Origin of the sequence: Sedimentitalea todarodis (assembly GCF_032595355.1) — a bacterium.
Classification (GTDB): Bacteria; Pseudomonadota; Alphaproteobacteria; order Rhodobacterales; family Rhodobacteraceae; genus Sedimentitalea; species Sedimentitalea todarodis.
The window spans coordinates 1-23,265 of record NZ_JASMWN010000032.1 but is presented as its reverse complement, the minus strand read 5'-3'; the positions used below and the strand labels follow the sequence as shown (position 1 = coordinate 23,265).

General features: G+C 58.3%; 20 protein-coding genes and 2 pseudogenes. 16 read left to right on the top strand and 6 right to left on the bottom strand.

The window, feature by feature from the left end; genetic code table 11:
- Positions 1-232 precede the first annotated feature (232 nt).
- From glpD to QO231_RS23660, 10 genes are all read left to right on the top strand, one after another.
- The gene (glpD, locus tag QO231_RS23705; RefSeq protein ID WP_316782216.1) at positions 233-1,846 is read left to right on the top strand and encodes a glycerol-3-phosphate dehydrogenase; all 1,614 of its coding nucleotides are present in this window, start codon (positions 233-235) and stop codon (positions 1,844-1,846) included.
- Positions 1,843-2,931, top strand: coding sequence for an ABC transporter ATP-binding protein (locus QO231_RS23700; protein ID WP_316782214.1), 1,089 nt, complete (start codon positions 1,843-1,845; stop codon positions 2,929-2,931). Before glpD ends, QO231_RS23700 begins: the two co-directional genes overlap by 4 nt.
- Positions 2,932-2,942: 11 nt before the next feature.
- A complete protein-coding gene (locus QO231_RS23695) occupies positions 2,943-4,025 on the top strand; it encodes an ABC transporter ATP-binding protein (protein ID WP_316782211.1) in 1,083 nt (360 codons plus the stop codon).
- A complete protein-coding gene (locus QO231_RS23690; protein WP_316782209.1) occupies positions 4,025-4,894 on the top strand; it encodes a carbohydrate ABC transporter permease in 870 nt (289 codons plus the stop codon). The genes QO231_RS23695 and QO231_RS23690 overlap by 1 nt, the downstream gene beginning before the upstream one ends.
- Positions 4,895-4,897: 3 nt before the next feature.
- On the top strand, positions 4,898-5,749 hold the full coding sequence (locus QO231_RS23685) for a carbohydrate ABC transporter permease (RefSeq protein WP_316782207.1): 852 nt from the start codon (positions 4,898-4,900) through the stop codon (positions 5,747-5,749).
- Between the two features lie 13 nt (positions 5,750-5,762).
- A complete protein-coding gene (locus QO231_RS23680) occupies positions 5,763-6,371 on the top strand; it encodes a hypothetical protein (protein WP_316782206.1) in 609 nt (202 codons plus the stop codon).
- 1 nt (position 6,372) lies between these two features.
- On the top strand, positions 6,373-6,645 hold the full coding sequence (locus tag QO231_RS23675; protein ID WP_316782205.1) for a DUF2160 domain-containing protein: 273 nt from the start codon (positions 6,373-6,375) through the stop codon (positions 6,643-6,645).
- A 74-nt stretch (positions 6,646-6,719) separates the two neighbouring features.
- Complete coding sequence (locus QO231_RS23670; protein WP_316782202.1) at positions 6,720-8,441, top strand: ABC transporter substrate-binding protein; 1,722 nt, start codon at positions 6,720-6,722, stop codon at positions 8,439-8,441.
- A 105-nt stretch (positions 8,442-8,546) separates the two neighbouring features.
- Entirely contained in the window at positions 8,547-10,031 is a 1,485-nt protein-coding gene (gene glpK, locus QO231_RS23665) for a glycerol kinase GlpK (protein ID WP_316782200.1), read from the top strand.
- 237 nt (positions 10,032-10,268) lie between these two features.
- Positions 10,269-11,414, top strand: coding sequence for an HPP family protein (locus tag QO231_RS23660; protein ID WP_316782198.1), 1,146 nt, complete (start codon positions 10,269-10,271; stop codon positions 11,412-11,414).
- A gap of 68 nt (positions 11,415-11,482) precedes the next feature.
- On the opposite strand, the gene QO231_RS23655 is transcribed toward QO231_RS23660, so the two are convergent.
- Positions 11,483-12,655, bottom strand: coding sequence for a thiolase family protein (locus QO231_RS23655; RefSeq protein ID WP_316782197.1), 1,173 nt, complete (start codon positions 12,653-12,655; stop codon positions 11,483-11,485).
- A gap of 97 nt (positions 12,656-12,752) precedes the next feature.
- Between QO231_RS23655 and QO231_RS23650 the strand changes: the two genes are divergently transcribed.
- The 3 genes from QO231_RS23650 (at position 12,753) to QO231_RS23640 (ending at position 14,330) form a co-directional block, all read left to right on the top strand.
- Positions 12,753-13,103, top strand: a complete 351-nt coding sequence (locus QO231_RS23650) for an STAS domain-containing protein (RefSeq protein WP_316782195.1) — start codon at positions 12,753-12,755, stop codon at positions 13,101-13,103.
- 6 nt (positions 13,104-13,109) lie between these two features.
- Positions 13,110-13,556 carry an ATP-binding protein gene (locus tag QO231_RS23645; protein WP_316782193.1) on the top strand — a complete coding sequence of 149 codons (447 nt, stop codon included), beginning with the start codon at positions 13,110-13,112 and terminating at the stop codon, positions 13,554-13,556.
- Between the two features lie 360 nt (positions 13,557-13,916).
- Complete coding sequence (locus QO231_RS23640) at positions 13,917-14,330, top strand: hypothetical protein (protein ID WP_316782191.1); 414 nt, start codon at positions 13,917-13,919, stop codon at positions 14,328-14,330.
- Positions 14,331-14,497: 167 nt separating this feature from the next.
- On the opposite strand, the pseudogene QO231_RS26300 reads toward QO231_RS23640, so the two are convergent.
- A pseudogene (locus QO231_RS26300) lies at positions 14,498-14,676 on the bottom strand (transposase domain-containing protein); the annotation flags it as partial.
- A gap of 178 nt (positions 14,677-14,854) precedes the next feature.
- Between QO231_RS26300 and QO231_RS23635 the strand changes: the two are divergent.
- Positions 14,855-15,193, top strand: coding sequence for a hypothetical protein (locus tag QO231_RS23635; RefSeq protein WP_316782189.1), 339 nt, complete (start codon positions 14,855-14,857; stop codon positions 15,191-15,193).
- Here the strand turns inward: QO231_RS23635 and QO231_RS23630 are convergent.
- Positions 15,190-16,620, bottom strand: coding sequence for a S1 family peptidase (locus QO231_RS23630; RefSeq protein ID WP_316782187.1), 1,431 nt, complete (start codon positions 16,618-16,620; stop codon positions 15,190-15,192). The two genes, QO231_RS23635 and QO231_RS23630, sit on opposite strands and share 4 nt — an antisense overlap.
- Positions 16,617-17,327 (bottom strand): hypothetical protein, encoded by a 711-nt coding sequence (locus tag QO231_RS23625; RefSeq protein ID WP_316782185.1) that lies wholly within the window; start codon positions 17,325-17,327, stop codon positions 16,617-16,619. Before QO231_RS23625 ends, QO231_RS23630 begins: the two co-directional genes overlap by 4 nt.
- 309 nt (positions 17,328-17,636) lie before the next feature.
- On the opposite strand from QO231_RS23625, the gene QO231_RS23620 reads away from it, so the two are divergent.
- Positions 17,637-20,648: an RICIN domain-containing protein gene (locus tag QO231_RS23620; protein ID WP_316782183.1), complete on the top strand. Its 3,012-nt coding sequence runs from the start codon at positions 17,637-17,639 to the stop codon at positions 20,646-20,648.
- Between the two features lie 196 nt (positions 20,649-20,844).
- Here QO231_RS23620 and QO231_RS23615 read toward each other — a convergent pair whose 3' ends face one another.
- Positions 20,845-21,291, bottom strand: a complete 447-nt coding sequence (locus QO231_RS23615; protein ID WP_316782181.1) for an SH3 domain-containing protein — start codon at positions 21,289-21,291, stop codon at positions 20,845-20,847.
- Positions 21,281-22,018 carry an NlpC/P60 family protein gene (locus tag QO231_RS23610; RefSeq protein WP_316782179.1) on the bottom strand — a complete coding sequence of 246 codons (738 nt, stop codon included), beginning with the start codon at positions 22,016-22,018 and terminating at the stop codon, positions 21,281-21,283. The genes QO231_RS23615 and QO231_RS23610 overlap by 11 nt, the downstream gene beginning before the upstream one ends.
- Before the next feature lie 529 nt (positions 22,019-22,547).
- On the opposite strand from QO231_RS23610, the pseudogene QO231_RS23605 reads away from it, so the two are divergent.
- Positions 22,548-23,265 (top strand): annotated as a pseudogene (locus tag QO231_RS23605) (transposase); the annotation flags it as partial.

Genomic DNA, 23,265 nt, shown 5'->3' with positions numbered 1-23,265 from the left:
TCTTTTCTGACCCCGGGCAAGGCAGGATGATTCTCACTGCAGAATTTCAACAGGTTTCCGCCTGAGATGATCGCAAACAGCCTGGAAATCTCTGGATATCAGAATTCTTGGGCGATATTTTCAATATAAATCAAGCTATTGCAAAAAACGAAAAAAAACGAAAATGTACTGTTGCTGTTTGTCGAAGTGTTTGGCATAGATCCACCTACGGTTCACGTCATGGGAGAGACGTTTGGCGCATCAGCATGACATCAGAGTATCCGATCTGTTCATCATCGGTGGCGGCATCAACGGCTGTGGCATTGCCCGTGATGCGGCAGGGCGTGGCCTGTCGGTGACGCTGGCCGAAATGAACGATCTGGCGAGCGCGACCTCTTCGGCGTCAACCAAGCTGTTCCACGGCGGGCTGCGCTATCTGGAGTATTTCGAGTTCCGCCTTGTGCGCGAAGCGCTGATCGAGCGGGAAACGCTGTTGTGTGCAATGCCACATATCAGTTGGCCGATGAGATTTATCATACCATATCATGAAGATATGCGGTTCGAGTCCGAAACCCCCACGTCGCGGCTGCTGAGCATCGTGATGCCGTGGATGCGCGGGCGGCGGCCAAGGTGGCTGATCAGGCTGGGACTGTTCATGTACGACAATCTGGGCGGGCGCGAGATCCTGCCGGGTGCAAGTTCGTTGCATTTGCGCGGATCACCTGAAGGTGCGCCGCTGGACGACCGGTTTGAAAAGGCGTTCGAGTATTCTGATTGCTGGGTTGAAGATTCGCGGCTGGTAGTTCTGAATGCACGTGATGCGGCGGCGCGCGGCGCGACGGTGATGACCCGGACGCGCGTGCTGTCGGCGGCGCGTGAAGGGGATATCTGGCGCATCGAAACGAAAGATACCGATAGCGGCGAGACCAGCGAACATCACGCTCGGATGCTGGTCAATGCCGGCGGGCCATGGGTCGGCAATCTGATCCAGAACACTGTACAGCTGAATTCCACCGAAGGGGTGCGGCTGGTGCGTGGTTCGCATATCGTGACGCGCCGGCTCTATGGCCACGACAAGTGCTATTTTTTCCAGGGCACCGACGGGCGGATCATCTTTGCGATCCCCTACGAAACCGATTTCACCCTGATCGGCACCACCGATGCGGAACATCATGACCCCAATGTGCCGCCCGAATGCACACCCAAAGAGCGACAGTATCTGGTCAACTTTGCGAACCAGTATTTCAAGCAGGATATTGAAGATGCCGATATCGTCTGGACCTATTCAGGGGTGCGACCGCTCTATGACGACGGAGCCAGCAGCGCCACGGCGGCAACACGGGACTACACGTTGAAAGTAGACGCAAACGGTGCGCCGGTGTTGAACATTTTTGGCGGCAAGATCACCACCTATCGCCGTCTGGCCGAAAGCGCATTGGAAAAGATCGGCACGCAACTGGGCGGTATCACGGGCGCCTGGACCGCCGGAGTCCCCTTGCCCGGTGGCGACTTTGCAGTGGATGGTTTCGAGAATCAGGTCGCAGACCTGACAGGTAGCTATCCGTTTCTGACGGATCTCTGGGCGCGACGCCTGGTGCGGGCCTACGGCACCGACGCACGGGTTATTCTGGGCGAAGCTAGGAATTCGAAGGATCTCGGCCAAGACTTTGGTGCAACATTGACCGAAGCCGAATTGGCGTGGTTGATGGAGCAGGAGTTTGCGCGGACCGCCGAAGATGTGGTCTGGCGGCGCAGCAAGCTGGGCTTGCGTCTGGGTGCGGAAGAGATTGCGACAATTGACGACTGGATGGTCAGGCACAACAGCGCCCACCAACGTAACGACGAAGCAAGAGGAGCGCGTCCATGACCCTGGAACTGAAAGGCGTTTCAAAGACGGTCGGAGGGCAAACGCATATCCACCCCACCGATCTGACGCTGGAAAACGGCACCATGAATGTGCTGTTGGGGCCAACCCTTTCGGGCAAGACGTCGTTGATGCGCCTGATGGCCGGGCTGGATGTGCCCGCGACCGGCCAGATTATCTGGCACGGGGATGACGTCACCGGGATGCGCGTTCAGGACCGCAAGGTGGCGATGGTCTATCAGCAGTTCATCAACTACCCGTCGATGAGCGTTTATGACAACATCGCGTCTCCGATGAAACTGTTGGGGCTGGACCGCGCCGAGATTGACAAGCGGGTCCGCGAAACCGCCGAGTTGATGCAATTGACACCGCAGTTGATGCGCAAACCGCTGGAACTGTCGGGCGGACAACAACAGCGCTGTGCGCTGGCCCGCGCGCTGGTCAAGAACGCCGGGCTGGTATTGCTGGACGAGCCGCTGGCCAATCTGGACTACAAGCTGCGCGAGGAGTTGCGTATCGAGATCCCCAAGATTTTCGAAGCCTCCGGTGCCATCTTTGTCTATGCCACAACCGAACCGGAAGAGGCGCTGCTGCTCGGAGGGAACACTGCGACGCTATGGGAAGGCCGCGTGACCCAGTTCGGCCCGACTCCGCAGGTTTATCGCCAGCCCGTCGATGCGACCACGGCGCGGGTGTTTTCCGATCCGCCGATGAATTTTCTGTCGGTCACCAAGACCGGAAACCAACTCGTGTTTGGGGATGGGCAGAATGCGCCGGCTGTTGGCAATCTCGCTGACTTGCCCGACGGGCGCTATACGGCCGGCTTCCGGCCCAATCACCTCGAGATCGGCCAGCACACGGCGAACGCGATGCAGTTTGTCACCGAACTGAGCGTAACGGAATTGACCGGGTCGGAGACATTTATCCACCTTGATCATCACGGCGAACGATGGGTCGGCTTGATCCACGGGGTGCATGATCTGGCACTGGGCGAGGCGCTGACCGTATGGTTGGACCCGCGCCACGTTTACATCTTTGGCGAGGATGGCACGCTGATCGCGCCCGCCGCCTACGCGCTGGCAGCCTGAGGGGGTAGGATATGGCCAAGATCACACTCGACAATCTCGCGCATTCCTACCTGCCCAATCCCAAGGGCGAGGATGATTTTGCGCTGAAGGAACTGAATCACGACTGGGACGATGGCGCGGCTTATGCGCTGCTCGGTGCATCGGGCTGTGGCAAGTCCACGCTTCTCAACATCATCTCTGGACTGCTTCAGCCGAGCCAGGGGCGCATCCTGTTTGACGATCAGGACGTGACCCACGCCCCAACGGCCGAACGCAACATCGCGCAGGTTTTCCAGTTTCCGGTGGTCTATGACACGATGACCGTACGCGACAATCTTGCGTTTCCGCTGCGCAATCGGGGCCAGGACGAATCCTATGTGGCCGAGCGGGTGCAGGAAATTGCCCGGATGATCGGCATGGAGGACTGGCTCGAGCGCAAGGCGCGCGGGCTGACGGCGGATGCCAAGCAAAAGATCAGCCTTGGCCGGGGCATGGTGCGCAAGGACGTGAACGCACTGCTCTTTGATGAGCCGCTGACGGTGATCGACCCGCATATGAAATGGGAATTGCGCACCCAGCTCAAGCGGCTGCATCACGACTTTGGCCATACCATGATCTATGTCACCCATGACCAGACCGAGGCGCTGACCTTTGCCGACAAGGTGGTGGTGATGTATGACGGGCGCGTGGTGCAGATCGGCACGCCGGACGAGTTGTTCGAGACCCCCGAGCATACGTTTGTCGGCTATTTCATCGGCTCGCCCGGCATGAACGTGATCCCGGCACGAGTCGACGGCAATCGCGCCTTCATCGACGGGTCCGAGCTGGCACTGACCCGCGGATATGGTCCGCTCGACGGCAAGGTCGAACTGGGTGTTCGACCGGAGTTTGCGCATCTCAGCCAGAGCGAAGGCTTGCCGGTCAACATTCGCCGGATCGAGGACGTGGGCCGCCACAAGATCATTCGCGCGGAACTGTTTGGCAATGAAATCAATGTTATCGCAGGCGAAGACGACGCCGTGAGCACCGACATGAACCACGTTACATTTGATGCGGCACATGTAAATGTCTATGCCAATGACTGGCGTGTAAAACCGGAAGGGGAGGCTGCGTGATGGACAAGACAGTTAACCAGAAAGCGTGGTTCCTTGTTTTGCCGGTGTTGGCGCTGGTGGCGTTTTCGGCGGTGATCCCGCTGATGACCGTGGTGAATTACTCGGTGCAAGACACTTTCGGCAACAACCAGTTCTTCTGGGCGGGGCTGGAGTGGTTCGAGGAAATGCTCTCATCCGAGAGGATGTGGGATGCCCTGGGGCGGCAATTGATGTTCTCGGCCATCATCCTGATCATCGAAATCCCGCTGGGCATCTTCGTCGCGCTGAACATGCCCAAGAGCGGCTTCTGGGCCAGTTTCTGTCTGGTGCTGATGTCCCTGCCCCTGCTGATCCCGTGGAACGTGGTGGGCACCATCTGGCAGATTTTCGGGCGCGTCGATATCGGCCTTCTGGGCTATACGCTGGATGCGTTCGGGATTTCCTACAATTATACGCAGGACACTCTGGCGGCGTGGGTCACGGTTATCGTAATGGATGTCTGGCACTGGACCTCGCTGGTGGCGCTCCTGGCCTATGCCGGGCTGAAATCGATCCCCGACGCCTACTATCAGGCGGCCAAGATCGATCAGGCGAGCCGCTGGAAGGTGTTCCGTTTCATCGAACTGCCCAAGATGATGGGGGTGTTGATGATCGCGATCCTGCTGCGGTTCATGGACAGTTTCATGATCTATACCGAACCTTTTGTCGTCACCGGCGGCGGGCCGGGCAATGCCACGACTCTCTTGTCCATCGACCTTGTGAAAATGGCTCTGGGACAGTTCGACTTGGGACCGGCGGCGGCGTTCTCGCTCATGTACTTCCTGGTGATCCTGTTGATCTCGTGGGTGTTTTACACCGTTATGGTCAACGTCGAGCGGCAAGAGGGCTGAGATATGGCAGATCCAAACCTGACCCCCGCCATCGCCCGCCCGGGCCGCAAGTTCCCGGTGAAAGGCAGCGTCGTGGTCATGACGCTCTACCTCTTGTTCCTGTTGCTGCCGATCTACTGGCTCCTGAACATGAGTCTCAAGACCAACACCGAGATCCTGAACACGTTCACGCTCTGGCCCAGCGACCTGACGCTGGCCAACTACGCGACGATCCTGACGGATCCGGCGTGGTACAAGGGGTATGTCAATTCGCTGATCTACGTGGTGATGAACACGGTGATCAGCCTGACAGTCGCCCTGCCCGCCGCCTACGCGTTCTCGCGTTACAGCTTCATGGGCGACAAGCACCTGTTCTTCTGGCTTCTGACCAACCGGATGGCACCACCGGCGGTGTTCGCACTGCCGTTCTTTCAGCTCTATTCCTCGGTCGGGCTGTTTGACACCCATATCGCCGTGGCGCTGGCACATTGCCTCTTTAACGTGCCGCTGGCGGTGTGGATCCTCGAAGGGTTCATGCGTGGCGTGCCCAAGGAGATCGACGAGACCGCCTATCTGGACGGCTACAGCTTTGGCCGGTTCTTCGTGAAGATCTTCATGCCGCTGGTGGCCAGTGGCATCGGGGTCGCGGCGTTCTTCTGCTTCATGTTCTCGTGGGTCGAATTGCTGCTCAGCCGCACGTTGACCACGGTAGACGCGAAACCCATCGCCGCGATCATGACCCGAACGCAGGGCGCGGCGGGAATCGACTGGGGCGTTCTCGCGGCGGCGGGTGTGTTGACCATCGTGCCGGGGGCGCTCGTGATCTACTTCGTGCGCAACTACATCGCCAAGGGCTTTGCCTTGGGAAGGGTGTAAGGAGATATTTTCAATGCGGCTGGATTTTTGCGCCTTAGTGCTCTTGCTGACGTCCTCCATCGGTTTCGCTGACGAGATCGCTAGAAATGACTTCATCAATAGACTCAACGACGAATTGGAAGCAGATGGAGTAACAGTAGAGAGCTTTGAGAGATCAGAACCCTTTTGGGATAGTAGTTCGGAATATCAAATGAAAGCACCGATACTGGATATCTCCGTTCCAGAATACGGAGTTGCGGCAGTGGATGGCAACGGAGAAATTATCCAAGTATTTGGACCATCTGTATCAACCATCAAGGCGAGCGACGGATCGATAAAGGGGGTGATGGGCTTTATTGCAGATGCTGGCACAAAATTTAGCGTTATTGGGGCAGATAAGTATACCGCCATTGTTACACAAGCGAGTTCTGAATTGGGCTTAGACGGTGGGTTCAAACGCGCCGTTCGTACAATGAGAAATGCGACAAACTACATTGCAGCAGAATTCTGCTCCTCCCCTGCGCGCCCATCCGAAATCACAATGAGCCTTAGTGCCGACTTCAAATTGGTGTTCGGGGCGTCTGGCGGCACAACGGCCAAATGGGAAATCGACAAGACCTGCACAAGATTTGGAGAAAATTGAAATGGCATGGATGGCATGGACTTGGCCGACCGCAATCTTCTTCATAGTGATCGCCTGTCTGCTCATCACCTTTACGATCCTCGCGATCAAATTCCCGGAAACCCCGCGCGTCGGGGTTCTGCGGATCGAAACGACGCGGGGGGATCGACTGTTTATCACGCTTCTTGGCTCGGCCTTTATCAATCTGGCCTGGCTTGGATTGGTCGGCGCAAACCAACCTTTTGCGCTGATCGTCTGCCTGATCTACGCTGCGGCGGTGTTTCGCTGGGTCTAGATCAAAACCGGAATGTCCGGGATCAACCGGGCAACCCAACACTCGCAGTTCAACAACGTCCAGGGAGGACACTCATGAACTTATCCTTGAAATCAACCACGGCAACGGGCGCGATGATCGCGTGCCTTGCGATGCCGGCCTGGGCCGACATGGAGGCGGCCAAGGTTTTCCTTGATGACGAGATCGCCGGTCTGTCGGTGCTCGATCGCGCCGCACAGGAAGCGGAGATGCAGTTTTTCATCGACGCGGCCAAACCTTTTGCGGGCATGGACATCAAGGTGGTTTCGGAAACCATCACAACCCATGAGTACGAAAGCCAGGTGCTCGCGCCGCAGTTTTCGGCGATCACAGGCATCAATGTCACGCACGATTTGATCGGCGAAGGCGATGTGGTCGAAAAGCTGCAGACCCAGATGCAGTCGGGCGAAAACATCTATGACGCCTATATCAACGACAGCGACCTGATCGGCACCCACTGGCGCTATCAGCAGGTCCGCAACCTGACCGACTGGATGGCCGGCGAAGGGGCGGATGTGACCAATCCCGGTCTCGATCTCGACGATTTCATCGGCACCCAGTTCACCAGCGCGCCGGATGGCAAGTTGTACCAGCTGCCGGACCAGCAGTTCGCGAACCTCTACTGGTTCCGCTATGACTGGTTCAACGACGAGAAGAACAAGGCCGATTTCAAGGAAGCCTTTGGCTATGATCTGGGCGTTCCGGTCAACTGGTCGGCCTATGAGGACATCGCCGAGTTCTTTACCGGTCGTGACCTGAGCCATATGGGCGTCGACGGCGACGTCTTTGGCAACATGGACTACGGCAAGAAGGACCCGAGCCTGGGTTGGCGTTACACCGACGCGTGGATGTCGATGGCCGGCATGGGCGATGTGGGCGAACCCAACGGTCTTCCGGTTGACGAATGGGGCATCCGGGTGAACGAGAACAGCCAGCCGGTTGGTTCTTGTGTCGCACGCGGTGGTGCAACCAACGACGCCGCGGCGGTCTATGCGGTGACCAAGGCGATCGAGTGGCTGCAGAAATACTCGCCACCTGCGGCGGCCGGCATGACGTTCGGCGAGGCCGGACCGATCCCCGCGCAAGGCAACGTGGCCCAGCAGATGTTCTGGTACACCGCCTTTACCGCAGCGACGGTTCTGCCTGATCTGCCCGTGATGAACGAGGATGGCACGCCGAAATGGCGGATGGCACCCTCGCCACATGGGGTCTACTGGAAAGAGGGCCAGAAGGTCGGCTATCAGGACGTGGGCTCGTGGACGTTGATGAAATCCACCCCGGTGGATCGTGCCAAGGCCGCGTGGCTCTATGCACAATTCGTCACCTCCAAGACGGTTGACCTGAAGAAAGCGGACGTTGGCCTGACCTTCATCCGGTCCTCCACAATCGAGTCCGATCACTTCAGCGAGCGGGCGGATAAGCTGGGCGGTCTGGTGGAATTCTACCGTTCGCCAGCCCGTGTGGCATGGTCTCCGACAGGCACCAACGTGCCGGACTATCCCAAGCTGGCACAGCTGTGGTGGCAGAACATCGGCGACGCGATGTCCGGTGCAAAGACACCCCAGGAAGCGCTTGATGCCCTGTGTGAAGCACAGGAAAAGGTCATGGAGCGGATCGAACGGGCGGGCATTCAGGGCGATATCGGCCCGAAAATGAACGAGCCGCAAGATGCCGAGTACTGGTATGCGCAGCCGGGTTCGCCCGTTGCGAAACTGGACAACGAGGACGAAGAGCCTCAGACCATCGCCTATGATGAACTGATCAAGTCCTGGGAGTAAGCCGGGCGCGCCGGGGCCTTCGGGCCCCGGTGTATTTCGTTTTTTCATTTGACATTCAGGCGCTGGCAGTCCGGAATTTGCCGGGCGTTTTCGGGGAGGAAACAGATGGCGTTCATTCTGGCGATAGATCAGGGCACAACATCCAGCCGCGCGATCCTGTTCGATCAGAATCTGAAGATCGCGACCGTCGCACAGGAAGAATTCCCTCAGCATTTTCCGGCCAGCGGCTGGGTCGAACATGATTGCAATGATCTTTGGACCACGACCGTTTCCACCTGCCGGACGGCCATGGAGAAGATCGGCGCGACAGCGGCGGACATCGCCGCGATCGGGATTACCAACCAACGGGAAACCACCGTTGTCTGGGACCGCACGACGGGCAAGGCGATCCACAACGCGATTGTCTGGCAGGATCGACGTACCTCTGAGATCTGTCAGCGTCTCAAGGCTGACGGGCACGAGGCCACGGCAAATGAACGGACCGGGCTATTGCTCGACCCGTATTTCAGCGGGACCAAAGTGGCGTGGATACTGGACAATGTGGAGGGTGCCCGGCAGCGGGCCGAGGCAGGCGAACTGGCCTTTGGCACAGTGGACAGCTGGCTGATCTGGAACTTGACGGGCGGTATGGTTCACGCGACCGACGCCACCAACGCGGCGCGCACCCTGCTCTATGACATACGCAAGGGGCGCTGGTCTCAAACCATGTGCGACATGCTCCGTGTGCCGATGGATATGCTGCCCGAGGTGCGCGATTGCGCTGCTGATTTCGGTCACACGCAGGCGGATCTGTTGGGCGCGGAAATCCCGATCCTCGGCGTTGCTGGCGATCAGCAGGCGGCGACCATCGGACAGGCCTGTTTCAAGGCCGGGATGATGAAATCCACCTATGGGACGGGGTGCTTCGCGCTTTTGAACACCGGGGAAACGCCGGTTGTGTCGCAAAACCGACTGCTCACCACCATCGCCTATCAACTGGATGGCAAGCCGACCTACGCGCTGGAAGGTTCGATATTCGTTGCCGGTGCGGTCGTGCAATGGCTGCGCGATGGGCTGAAGATCATCGACGCCGCAGGTGAAACACACGCTCTGGCGCAACAGGCGGACGTGGCGCAGAACGTGGTGCTGGTGCCCGCCTTCACCGGGCTGGGCGCACCCTATTGGAACGCCGATTGCCGGGGGGCGATATTCGGCCTCAGCCGCAATTCCGGCCCGGCGGAATTCGCACGCGCGGCATTGGAAAGCGTCGGATACCAGACCCGCGACCTGCTCGAAGCGATGCAGGCCGATTGGGGCACGGCGGGTGACACAGCCCTGCGAGTCGATGGCGGAATGAGCGCGTCGGACTGGGCGATGCAGTTCCTGGCCGATATTCTCGACGCACAGGTTGACCGGCCCGATGTTCTTGAGACAACCGCCATGGGTGCCGCTTGGCTGGCGGGTCAGCGCGCGGGCCTCTATCCGGATATGGAGGGCTTTGCCAAGACCTGGGCATTGGAGCGAAGCTTTGCCCCGGCAATGGCCGAAGACCTGCGCACAAGGAAATACGCCGCGTGGAAGCGCGCGGTCGCGGCGGCGCAGAGTTTCTAGACCAAAGCATGATTGTCTACAGTGCGCCGGGCCTGTCCAAAGCATGATGGGCATGAAACGTGCCGGGGATATTGTCGGTGGACCAAAGCCAAATGGCTGTTCCCGAAAACGAAGGTGACCGATCCTTTCGTCCCGATCTGCAGTCGGCAACACGTCATTCATTCTTCTTTCGTTCACCGGCTTGCCCTCGTCGCCTTTCGCTGAAATTTTGCGCGAAATCAGAACGGGGCACGACGCTTGGATATTTTTCGCGCACTTGGACCCGCTGTCGCTCATGTGTCACCACTCGAAGCCGTGCGTGCAGGTGTCGGCGCGCTCGTCGGCCTCGGCCTGACCGGCCTCTTTCTGCTTTCTCCGAACATCGACCTTGATCTGGGCCTTTATCTGGTCGCCCCTTTCGGCGCGAGTTCGGTGCTCTTGTTCGCAGTGCCCAACAGCCCGCTCGCACAGCCATGGTCGGCCATTGTCGGCAATACCGTGGCCGCGTTGGTCGGCGTTGCGGTCTGCATGTTGATCTCGGACCCCGTTTTTAGGATTGCACTGGCCGTTGGCCTCGCCCTCACCGCGACGATGCTCTGCCGTGCGGTACACCCTCCGGCCGGGGCTGTTGCGATGACCGCCGCGATGAACCCGGAGGCAATCGATCTTCTGGGGTTCTGGTTCGCGCTGGCACCGATCGCTTTGGGCACAGTGGCCCTTGTCGCGCTGGCTGCGCTCTATGCGTTTTTTACTGGCCGCCGCTATCCGTTCCGCCAGTTCGATGACCCCAGCAGTCACGGGACAGCAGACCGCGAACCGGCCGAGCGACTTGGCCTGTCCGAGGATGAACTGACGCAGATTCTGGAACGCTATCGCCAGTCATTCAATCTCGGCGTTGAAGACCTTGCGCGATTGATCGGAGCCGCGGAACTTCAGGCAGCCGCGCACAGCGCCGGCCCTCTCACGGCCGATAACATCATGTCTCGCGATCCGGTTTCGGTTCGCCCCGAAGCAAGGCTATCAGAAGTCGCGGAGCTGTTTAGACGTCACAGGTTCACATCGCTGCCGGTGGTTGGAGACGACGCCGAATATCTGGGCGTCATTTTCCAGATTCACCTCATCAACCAGGCCAAGGACGACGCCCTCCGTCTAGGGAATGGCTTCACATCCGCCTTGAAGCAGTTGCTGGATCGCCAAATACGCCGTCCTGTCAGAGCGGGTGATATCATGGCTGCCGCCGGGCCGCGTGCCGTCAAGAAAACCCCGGTTGGTGCCTTGCTGGCCATGATGGCCGATGATGACGTCGATGCCGTGCCAGTCCTGGAGCACGGACGTGTCACCGGTATCGTCACGCGCACCGATCTTATTGCCGCGATGGCACGAAAGGCGGTGCGCGGAGAGTGAGCTGCTGCCTCGCTGATATCAATGGTGCCACCGCAGGCGTGACAGCGCGCCGCTAGAGGGTCTTTGCCCTACATGCGCTCTATCGCGATGGCCGTCCCTTCTCCACCGCCGATGCAGATGGCCGCGACACCGCGTTTGAGATCACGCTTTTCCAAAGCGTTCAGCAAGGTGACCATGATCCGCGCGCCGGAGGCTCCGATCGGGTGGCCCAACGCGCAAGCCCCGCCGTTGACGTTCACGATGTCGCGCGGCAGGCCCATTTCATGCATGAAGGCCATGGGAACAACGGCGAAGGCTTCGTTCACCTCCCACAGATCGACGTCGCCTTTTTCCCAACCCAGCCGGTCGAGCAGCTTTTGCGCCGCCGGCACCGGGGCCGTCGGAAAGAGGGACGGTGCCTGCGCATGCGAGGCGTGGCTCAGGATGCGGGCGCGAATGGTCAGGCCATTGGCTTCGGCATGCGCGCGCGATGACAGGACCAGCGCCGCCGCGCCATCCGAAATCGATGAGCTGTTCGCCGCCGTCACCGTGCCATCCTTGCGAAAGGCCGGTTTCAACATCGGGATCTTTTCAGGCCGTGCCTTGGCGGGTTGCTCATCACGCGTGATGACCTCTTCGCCGGTGCGGGCATGCACGGTATAGGGCGCGATTTCATCGTCAAACGCGCCGCTTCGTTCCGCGGCCAGCGCGCTGTCCAGTGATCCGATGGCGTATTGATCCTGCGCCTCGCGGGTGAACTGGAACGCCTCGGCACAGTCTTCGGCAAAGGTGCCCATCAGGCGACCCTTGGCATAGGCATCTTCAAGCCCGTCGAGGAACATGTGATCCACCACTTCCGCGTGGCCAATGCGTGCGCCGCCGCGCATCTTGGGCAGGATGTAAGGCGCCTGCGACATGCTCTCCATGCCGCCGACCGCCATGATCCTGGTATGTCCCAACGCAATCTGGTCAAAGCCGATCATCGCCGCCTTCATTCCCGATCCACACATCTTGTTGAGCGTGGTGGCGGGCACATCTTCGCCAAGACCGGCTGCAAAGCCCGCCTGACGTGCGGGCGCCTGGCCCTGACCGGCAGGCAGAACACAGCCCATCAGCAGCTCCTCGACCGTACCGACACCTGCGCCCTTCAGGGCCGCCCTGATCGCTGCCCCACCCAGATCAGCCGCCCGAACACTGTCAAATATGCCCTGAAACCCACCCATCGGTGTGCGCGCTGCGCCGCTGATGACAACCTCGTTCATGATAATCCCTCCAATGTCTGTTGGTTGCATACCGAATGGTAAGGATTGCCGTCTAGCGTTACTTGCACGTTTTCCGCCCCCGAAATGGAGTATTCCGGTGAGCCTGACCAGTACAGCAACCGATACCGCCAAGATAATTACCGTCAACGCCGCACGCATCGATGCGGTGATGGCCATTCAATTCAAAGACGACATGCGTGAACAGGCCGGCGACGGCCCCGCACGCGTCATTCTCGACCTGTCGGCGGTCGAGTTCATCGATTCAAGCGGGCTTGGGGCGATCGTCGCGGCAATGAAACAACTTGGCAGCGAGCGCAAGCTGGACCTGGCTGGTCTGACCCCATCCGTTGAAAAGGTGTTTCGGTTGACCCGCATGGATACGGTGTTCAACCTGTTCGGCTCGCTCGACGATGCCATTTCGACCGAGGCGGCTGACCCATCGGAGTGATCTGAGGTGAGCGGGAAGCACACAGGCTTTACACACGGATTTGCAGCAACCGAGCATGATACGCGGGGTGCACTTGCCGAAATCATGATGCGGCTGCGGATAATCGGCGTTCCCGATGAACAGGCGGGCGGCGTGGAAATTGCCGTAACAGAGGCGGTGAACAACATCGTAGAACACGCATATCGCGATGTCGATCGGGGTTCCATCATGATCCGGGCAGGCGTGACCGGCAATGTGCTGCGGGTGCTGTTGGTCGATGAGGGTGCCGAATTGCCCGGTGCCGAATTGCCCGCGGGAAGGCCTGCAAACATTGACACCGCGCTAGATGATCTTCCCGAGGGTGGTTTTGGTTGGTTCATGATCCGGACCCTTACCCGTGACATCCGGTACAGGCGCTGGCGCGGGCGCAATCATCTGCGGTTGCAGTTCGACCTGATCCCGACCGTGGGATAGCCGCTTAGACCACGACCGGTCGCGGCAAGATTGCGCTCCGGTCGTCTCGTTGCGAACATGGTTTGGCAAACGATAAAACTCCGTCGCCCCAAAATGGCCCAAATACCACCCAACCTCCGACCAAAACGACCTGCAAAAGGAAAGGGTAGCTGCATATAGCTTCCCTTGGTGCCACGTGTCATAGCCCCCACCCAGTACGTGGCACCAAGGAATTTGCAGCCAACTCCCCGCCCCATATTGGCATTCTCCGTGCCGCCATCTAGGTGTTTGATCCCACGGTTTGATGGTGCGATCCTTTCTCAGGATTGGAAGGAAGCATTATGGGACAAGTTCGTCACGGGAGCGCCGCGCACTGTTAGAGTGACAGCGAGATTCGGCAAGGGCTACGCCGCTCAACTGATGGCGTTCAACATCAGGAAGCAGCGCATCGTCGATCCTTGCAATGTGGAGTTTGACGAAGACCTGTTCGACGAGGCCAGGGACTACAGTTCTTGGAACCGCGCATTGAATGGCAAGGAGGTCTGGGAGGGTATCGTCGATGCCTTGCATGACCTGTGGGGTGACCAAGTATCTCATCCAGGAAAATGCCTGCCTAACGACGTCCCGCCTGATGATGGGTTGCAGGGCTGCATGAAGCAGATCGCGACAGCACCTTGGTGGCTCGACGTGTTGCCGGTGTCGGCGTTGCAGAGCGCCTTCAACGCATGGTTCTCAGGAAGACCGATGGGCAAGGCGAAGGTGGCCGAGGTCAAGGCCGCTGTCGATGACTGTTGAGCGCGACTGATGCAAGTGGTGGACAGCGCTGAATACGCGTCGCTCGCGGTTGAACTGCTGGGTGCGAAAGGTCAAAGGACGGCACGCAGCATCGACTCCTACTTCTACACTAAGGTCGTCGAACAAGGCATGGCGGTCGCAAGCGGCGGCTGGAGGGCACCGGGGTTTCAGCTTGACGGCTGGAACTTCCAGGGGAGCAGGTCGTCGATGCGATTTTCGGGTGGCCCGCGGCGATGGCTTTGCGTGTTGATTTCAGGTCGGCAAACGGCTCCACGCCGTTGATCTTACATGTCTGGATGAGCGTGGCGATGCGGCCCTATGCTTTGCCGCCTTCATCGTGACCCGCTATCTGAGATTTCGACACCCAGACGTTTGAGAAACTCTCTCGTACAATCCATGGAGAAACTCACCTCCTGTTATCCAACAGGACCTGAGTCTCAAATTAGATCGAACGCGGTAAGGTGCGCTTGCGAAGCCGCTTATGGACCAGCGAACTCGCCGCCTGGAACTGGCAGCAAACTTGATTGTCACCGCCAGTCACGCCGGACGGGTACCTTGGTGACAAGACGCCGCAAGAGATTGCAGATATGCGCAAGATCCACGACGCAGGTGTCAACATGATACGGCAGGCGAATGATGGTCTGACGCACGTGTTTTCTGACAAGGTCAGGAAAGCCGAGGATATTGAAGCCGGAGCGATAGAGCCGCCCGCGCAGATCAGAAAGCCAGTGGTTGAAAACGATTTTTTTGCCGCAAGGGTTGGAGCGATGAGCCTGAGCGAACGCAAATCTATGGTCAAACGGGATCGCCCCGATCTGAGCCGGACCAAGCTTTGCGCATTGCCTGGAGCATACAGTTGCTAGAATTCCGCAAAACCGGACAGGTCCATTACGCTCATTTGCATCATCAAATAGGCAATGAGATCCTCTGTTGGCAAATTCTCGACCAACTCTGGGCCAAACACCGCATAGCCAAGCACCTCATTCTCCGAAATCGTCACGGACAAATTGACATCGACAGGACTTCCGGAAACTTTTTCTATGCCAGCAAAGAACCCAGCCCCGTTGGCCCACTTCCATTCGTCATTGGCCTCGACATACAACTCATTCGGCGATGTTTCCCAGTCGATGTAGTCATGGAACGTACTCACAAAGTAGTCTTTGCCAATCTCCTTGGCTTCGGTGAACGACTGAAAACTGAGAATAGCGACAGACATGGCGACCTGGAGACTTTGCGTTTCGGCGTGTAACAGGCCGATTTCTTCGTCCCAAATGGGTTCAAGGCCAGCAGGGATACCAAGGGTCGCGCCGGTTACCGGGTCTTCGTAGACATGGAAAGACAGCTGATCAAAATGGTCCGGTGTTTCCGAAATCTCCCGGATGAACTGAATATTGCTGTCCTCCTGGCCTTTCTCAATCAAGATCTCCTCGAACACGCTGAGCGGGATGGTGCGCACATGTCTTAACGAGCCCAAGGCTTGAGAAGTCGGCTCTGTCAATGCGGTTTGCGGCTCCCCCGCGTCGACAGGTGCCGGGGTGACCTTGCTGTACAGAGCAGCCCAGACCGAACGGTCCTGCGGGATCGGATCGTCGGAGTAGGGCAATCCATCAAGATATTTGAAGGCCGGAATACTCCAGTTTATGCCTTTGAATCCACCGAGCAAACCGCCATCGGCGATGGCGACCACCAACCCCTGATCATTAATGATCGGAGCGCCGGACTGCCCCGGTTGCAATGTCGATGTTACGCGCAGGATGGAGGTATCTTTTCGGGGATAGTGTTGGCCCTTGAAAAGCCCCTCAAGTTGCTCGACACCTCTTAGAGCCAGCAATGTCGTCAGTCCGCCCTTCTGTCCGCTCGCAAAGTGAGTCTGCGCACCAAAAGACTCCAGTATTCCATGAGGATAGCCCCAAGTGAAATAGTCACCACGTGTGGTCGTCAATTCGGAAACGACTTCTGCGGGCTGCAGACCAATATCATTATTCAGTTTCAGATAGGCCAAATCGGCGACAAGGCTGACGCTTTCTATATCTGCTGTGGTCAGCTTTCCGTTCTCTTTCTTGACAAGCCTCTCTTCACATCCGGCAACCGCATGAAGTGCTGTGACAACATGCATCTTGTCGTTCCATGCAAAGCCGGTCGCCGCCATTTCGCTGCCGTCGTCAAATGTGCAGCGAATGCGAACCAGTGAAGAGATTGCTGTTTCACGATCCGCATCGGCAGCAGCGCCGATAGGGTACATCAGGACAAGCCCTGCGCAGAAAGCTATCATTTTTCTCAGTTTTTTCATTTCTGAGCCTCCCGTTCCTGTTCTGCGTTCAATTCACAAAATGTCGTGTGAACGATGGTGAGCGCAGATAGTTGCTGAGACGGAGGCAGGTCGCGCACCTGTGCGGCGATGGAGACAAGCACCGGCTCACTTGGAATGTCATAGGCTGTCAGCAGAATTTCCGGGTCGTTGGAATACTGCGCCGGATCCAAATCTCTGCATAGGTTCGACCTCTGCAATACGCCGAACAGGCCACCTCGGCGTGCTTTGGCCTGATCCACATTGACTGTCGCCTCTACGGCCGCATCTGGGTCAAAGTACCAAACCGATGGCTCCACCCCCAACCGTTCGTACAGCATCGCCTGGCTGGCTAGGACCGGATTGTCGGGGAATGCCCGGGTCCAACGTTCGGACTCGACCATGGGATCTTCCGAAAACGGGTTTGCGATCCGCAGGTAGATACCCAGAATGAGCCCAATCGCCGCGGCAAGTCCAAAGCTGCCGATCCGTGCATGGTTTGATTGCAATTTCTGGGGCTCGATCTCGGAGGAGTCACCACCCGCCTTGATGCCGAGAAACACCGCCAGAAGACCGGTCAGGACTGTAATGACCCCCATGACCACCGGCGTTTGCGACAGTCCGACGATGACGCCCAGGAGCAGGCCAAACCCACCACCGGCAGACAGATTGGCGAACGTTCGGCTGATCGAAACCTTTGTGTCGTTCATCTGTTTCGCCTTTCTGGTCGATACGATTGAGACATTCTACAGAGCACGGACAGACTTTGCGTCGGTTCGCTGCCTCGGGTCGATGACGACGAGGTATCCCATGCCCCTGACCTGAAAGTTCATTGCGGAAGCGGCCAAAAGCAAGCGCAAACTTGGATTGCATCGCAAGTCAAGAAAACAGGTTGTGGTGGAAAACGCTAGGCTCTTGATCAACTTCCCGTTACTAAATCGGGGATGACGTGTGATTCGCGCCTCTGGCCCGGAATGACGGATTTCAAGAATTTTCTTCCTATTTTCAGGTGATTATCCATGCGTTTGATCCTCCTTGCCCTGTCTTTTTGGTCGCTGCTTTTCATCTATTTTCCGGCTGCGGCATCTGACTGGCCCGAAGACGCCCAGACAATATCCAACTTCTGGAAACGCGATCTGCATTTGGTGGACAAGACCGGCGAAGTGACGGCGGACCCAAACGCGACCGGTTGGATCATCGAACCGATCGATGGGCAGGATGCAGTCCGCCTGAGATCAGATCGCGGCACGCAAGGCTATCTGACATTGCAAGACGGGAACGCAGTCGTCTTGCCGAGCCTGCCTTCGGACAATGCCTCTTGGTGGGTGATCGAAGCCGTGCCAAATACACCGTCCTATCGTATCCGAACCGTTCTTGATGACACTCTCTATCTGAATGTCGAACAGGGACCACTGACAGTTTCCGATGTTCATTTCGGGGCCTGGAGCGGCTGGTGGTTGCTGCTTCCTGCTCCGGAGGTGATCGAAGAACCCGCTGTCGAGAGCGCATCACTTTGGCCTGCGGAACCGCAGGCTTTGCAGAACTACTGGAAACGTGATCTGCATCTCTCGTTTGAGAATGGAGCAACGGCCGCTATTTCGGACCCAACCGGCTGGGCCATCGAACCGGTTGATGGTCAAAACGCGGTTCGCCTGCGCTCGGACCGGGGCACCAGAGGCTACCTGATGCTCGACAATGGTCATCTCACCACCGTTCCGGCCGCATTTAATGATATGGCATCCTGGTGGGTAGCGGAGCCTGTCGCAAACACCGAAGCCTATCGCTTTCGGCACTACATTTTCAAAAACCGGTACCTGAACATCGAACACGGCCCGGCCCTGGCGTCCGACATTCATTTCGGTGCCTGGAGTAGCTGGTGGTTTCTTCAACCAGCCCCACCGGATCCAGCCAATGCCAACCGTCAGTCACGAAAAATACCAGCTGCGAATGAGGCCGCCGTCCTTGACATGTTCGGCCTTCAGGAAACCGAACTGCCTATCCTGCGGCAAGCCGCCAGAGCCAGCCTCGGTGCAGACAGCAACCGGACGGCCATCGCGGCGCTGATCGATCAGCTTGCCACGGACGGACCGGCGCGCGCCGAATTTCTGCCGTTTATCGTCGAAGCTGGCTATCGCGCGCTTGATGCAACCTCGCCCAACGCGGCGCAGACTTCGTTCAGAGAACGCTTCAGGTGGTTTTTCGCTCGCGAGCAGCAGCGAAAGGCGCAGGGAACGCTTGTTCAGTGGCTCGCATACACCAAACAGTCGTATCAGGGCGTTCTCTCGACGATACCAAACCCGACTGTGGCGGTTCGCTCCCTGGTCGGCCCGGCCGATCCAGAGGCCGCTTTGGCTCTTGTGGACGGCTTGACCCACGGGCAGGAACTCTTGATTGTCATTGATACCACAACGCCGATCGGGGATGAGCCAACATACCAACCGCCGACCCTCTCGGTCCTCGCCGACACCGGCCCGAAACTCTCGAACTTCCGTCCTAACGAAGCCAACCCACTGCTTTTGGGCCACGAGGGCAAGACGGCCATCGAGCTGCTTTTGACAGATACCGTTGCCCGAAATCAGGGTTTGATGCTGGATTTGCAGTCACTTGGCGATCCGACTCTGACCGCAGATGTCGAGCGCCCCAGTGAACTCGAACAGGTTCTGACGCGACTGGGCTTTGGGGCCGGTGCTGGCGTTGCCGTGGTCGGGCTTTCCGGGGGGCCGGTAATCTGGAATACCATTGCCACCGCGAAATTCACGATCACGGAAGGGGCAAAAATCGCCGCGAAGCAAACGGGCGAGGATGTCGCCGGTTTTGTCGCCAGAAGAATTGCCGAACGACTTCCGGCGCAATTGGCCCGGACTCTGGGCCCCGCAATAGCCCGCCTTGCGTCCGGAATAACCACAATGATCCCGGCGCTGGTTGATGTCGCCATGGCAATCGCAGAAGCCATCGAAACCGAGAACTTCGACCGCGCCATAAAGCTCACGGCCATGGGGCCTCTGAAACTGCCCGATCTGAACCTGCTGCTCAGGCCCCGCCACCAGTACGACTCGGGTCTTTGCTACGATTGGTGTGCAGGAGATGGTGAATCAGCCTTTGGAACCGAATGTCTCGAAGCCTGTCCGGCGCCCCATGTCGACCCCGGAGCAGCGCCCAGCTGCGGACCCATCGCGAAACCATCTTACGGGCGCGGTGTCGGCACACCGCTGATTTGCCCGCCCGGCACCGATGCCAATGGCGCGCTTTGCTATCAGCAGTGCCAGGCAGGCTTCACAGGCGTTGGCCCTGCCTGCTGGAGAAATTGCCCCGCGGGTTTTGCAGATGATGGTGCCATTTGCCGCAAGAATGTCACGATTCAAACCAAGGCCAGCTACAATCGAGGTGCCGGAACGCCTCTGGTCTGCCCGCAAGGCACGCAACAAGGCGGTGCCTTGTGCTACCCGAACTGTCGCGCGGGGTTCAATGGTGTGGGGCCGGTCTGTTGGGGGCCATCGGCCCAAAGCTATGGCCGAGGCGCAGGAGTGCCGCTCTCAGCCTGTCGGCCGGGCGAAGAGCGCAATGGCGCGTTGTGCTATCCGGAGTGTTCGTCGGGCTTTGTGGGCAACGGCCCGTTCTGCTGGGCTTCTTGTCCGGATGGATTCACTGATGATGGCCTGACCTGCCGTAGACCGGAACAACTCATCGCAAAAGCCACCTATGGTCGTGGCGCGGGCAGTCCCGTCACCGCCTGCCCCGACGGCAAAGTCGCACAGAATGGCGCCTGCTATGAGCCCTGTCAGGCGGGCACGTCGGGTATCGGAACCGTTTGCTGGGGAACTTGCCCTGAAGGGTATGCTGATGCCGGAGGCATTTGCCACATTGATCTGATTGCACGGGTCTCCCGCAGCCGCGGTGCGGGCATGGTACCGGATGGTGTTTCGCAATGCGTGTCCATCGAAGATCGCAACCTCAACCGGATGACGATTTTTGCCTACGTTGCAAAGATGATGATCGGTGATCCGGCAGATCAGGGAAAGTTGAAGTTCTGACGTGGCGGCGATCCGAAAGGCCGGAAAACCAACAAAGGCCTTGTTGCGAAAACACCAGGCGGGCGTATCTCATGAAGCCAGCGTCGTTGTTCGTTTGCAGGGCCAAGCGAGCGCCGCCGAATGACAGGAGCTACAACTGGCCAGCCTGCGGCAATGCGATGACGTCGCGCCAGTCGGCCGTCAAACAGTCCCAGGTCTAACCCGCAATCAACTTGACAAAGTCACTGTAAACCCACCCTGACTTGCAGGCACCAGAATAGGGCACTGGCGGATCGATCGGCGTGCTGACACCACATTCTTTGGCGTCTTTCGCATAAACCACCGCATACCACTGCCCCTTCTGCCCGCAGATGAAAAGCAGTTGCGCCGTCGGCACCAAATCGACCCGTCGATAGCTGGTGTCTGGTCCCACGCGGACCGAGAGGACATTGCTCCCCTCGGAATTCAGGCCCGATACCGAACCGATTGCGCCACAGGCATCTTCCGTCGGGCCCGTTCCCACAATGACGGGTTGGAACGGTTCATCTGATTTCATCTCCTGCGCATCCAGTGGCAGCGCAGCGATGAGGCCAAGCAATGCACATCGGATGGCCAAAGGCACGGGTGCTCTGGTGAGGTTCACGTTCCCCTGGTCAGAATTCATTCTCGGACAGCTCCCAATCCGACGCATCGGTTATAACCCGTCTCGCGTAGGGCCCGCCCACCAATGGGAGCCGCGCGCCGAGCAATCGTTCTTTCCGCAGGCTCGTCACGCTTACTGAATTTGACTGATTTCCGCCCAGAACGTGATAGGTGTCGGCGTCTTCGGAATAGTAAAAGCCGACATGACCGCTGGTTCCGCTACGCTTTTTGCGCCAGAACACCAAGACAGACCCAAAACAAGGGTCGACGGTTTGCCCGAATTTCAACCAATTCCGCGCCAGATACGGATTGCCGGGTAGTACCGCATTCGTCATCGTCACCGCGATGCAGGTCTCGACGAAGTCTCCGCACCACGGCAATTGCGCTGGATCGCCAAGAGTCTTGCCATCCGACTTCAGAAACTCACGAAGTTCCGGGTTATCCCGTCCCTCATGCATCCCACGCTTTCTCAGCGCCAGCGACATCCAGGGCATCATGTCAAGCAGGTCCCGTGCCGGAGCATCGGACGCGGGCGACTTTGCAAAGGCTGATGCAGGCGCCGCTGGCAAAGTGCTGGCGCCCAAGGCGTCGATTGTCGCCTTGTTCAGCACTCCCTCGGCGGGCAGGTTTCGCGACCGCTGAAAGGCAAGCGTCGCATTGAGTGTGTTTCGCCCCCAGATTCCATCCGCGGTCCCCGGATTGAAACCATGTGAAATGAGACGTTTTTGTATCCATTCGATGAAGTTCATTTGACGTACCTATCTGTGTCCAGTGCTCTGAAAAAGAAAATGCGGTCAATCATAATACCGTGAAAACACGTCCAGTAAGGTGCATGGCAATCGCTCAGTCAAGTATTCTTGGTTGTCCTGCCCGGCTGCAATACGCAATTCATCTGGACGCCGGACGCGAAGTTCGCGCCGAGAGCAGAAACCAAAGGTACGTCATCACGATCAGGCGCGTGTTGCCGGGCAGCTGTCAAACTGCTTGAAAGTGTCGTTTGTGAAAGATGCAGGGCAAGTATTCAGTACCCCCAACTTCGACAGTTCGCCGTGGATTTGAGCCTGATGTGGCGATGCGGATTTCAATGAAACAAGGGGTTCCGGTGTGCAGAGAGCCGGATTCTGGCGAAGATGCTGTTGTGGCACGCCAAGTCCATCTGAGATATTGATACATCGATCAATCTTCCATGATGTTGCGACATGTACACTGACCTGCCCCCCCCCGAAACTTCCTTCGTTCTGATGTAGAGTTTGCTCAACCTTTCGAAGGAGCAAACAGATGCGAAAGAGCCGTTTCACCGAGGCGCAGATCATCGGGATGATCAAGGAACAGGAAGCCGGGATGCCGACGGCGGAGGTGTGCCGCAAGCATGGCCTCAGCCAGGGTACGTTCTACAAGTTCAAATCCAAATATGGCGGCATGGAGGTATCTGATACCGCCAAGCTGAGAACGCTTGAGGACGAGAATGCCAAGCTCAAGCGGCTGCTGGCGGACACGATGCTGGATAACGTCGTGCTGAAGGATCTGCTGGGAAATAACTGACGACGCCGAATGAGCGGCGAGAGGCAGCGCTCAGGGCGATGCGTGACCATGATATCTCGCCACGTCCCGCTGCCCGGCAGGCGATTTGCACAGCAAATCTGCCGAGAGGGGGCCTGCCGACTTGTCCACTGCCCGACAGGGTATTGCGAAGCAATGTCCCGAGAGGGGGTGTCGATCCGAAGACGGTCAGGCGTGAACGCCCGCCTGACAATCCAGAGATCAGAGAAGAGATGAAAGCCGTCGCTGCCAAGCGGCGCCGGTTCGGCTATCGGCGGGTCGGCGTGATGCTGGAGCGCAAAGGAATGATCATGAACCACAAGAAGCTGTATCGTCTGTACACGGATGAGAAGTTGGGCGTCAGGCGACGACGGGGCCGCAAACGGGCCCGTGGCTCGCGCTCACCGATGCCAGAAGCACTGGGACCGGGTGAACGCTGGTCGCTGGACTTCCTGTC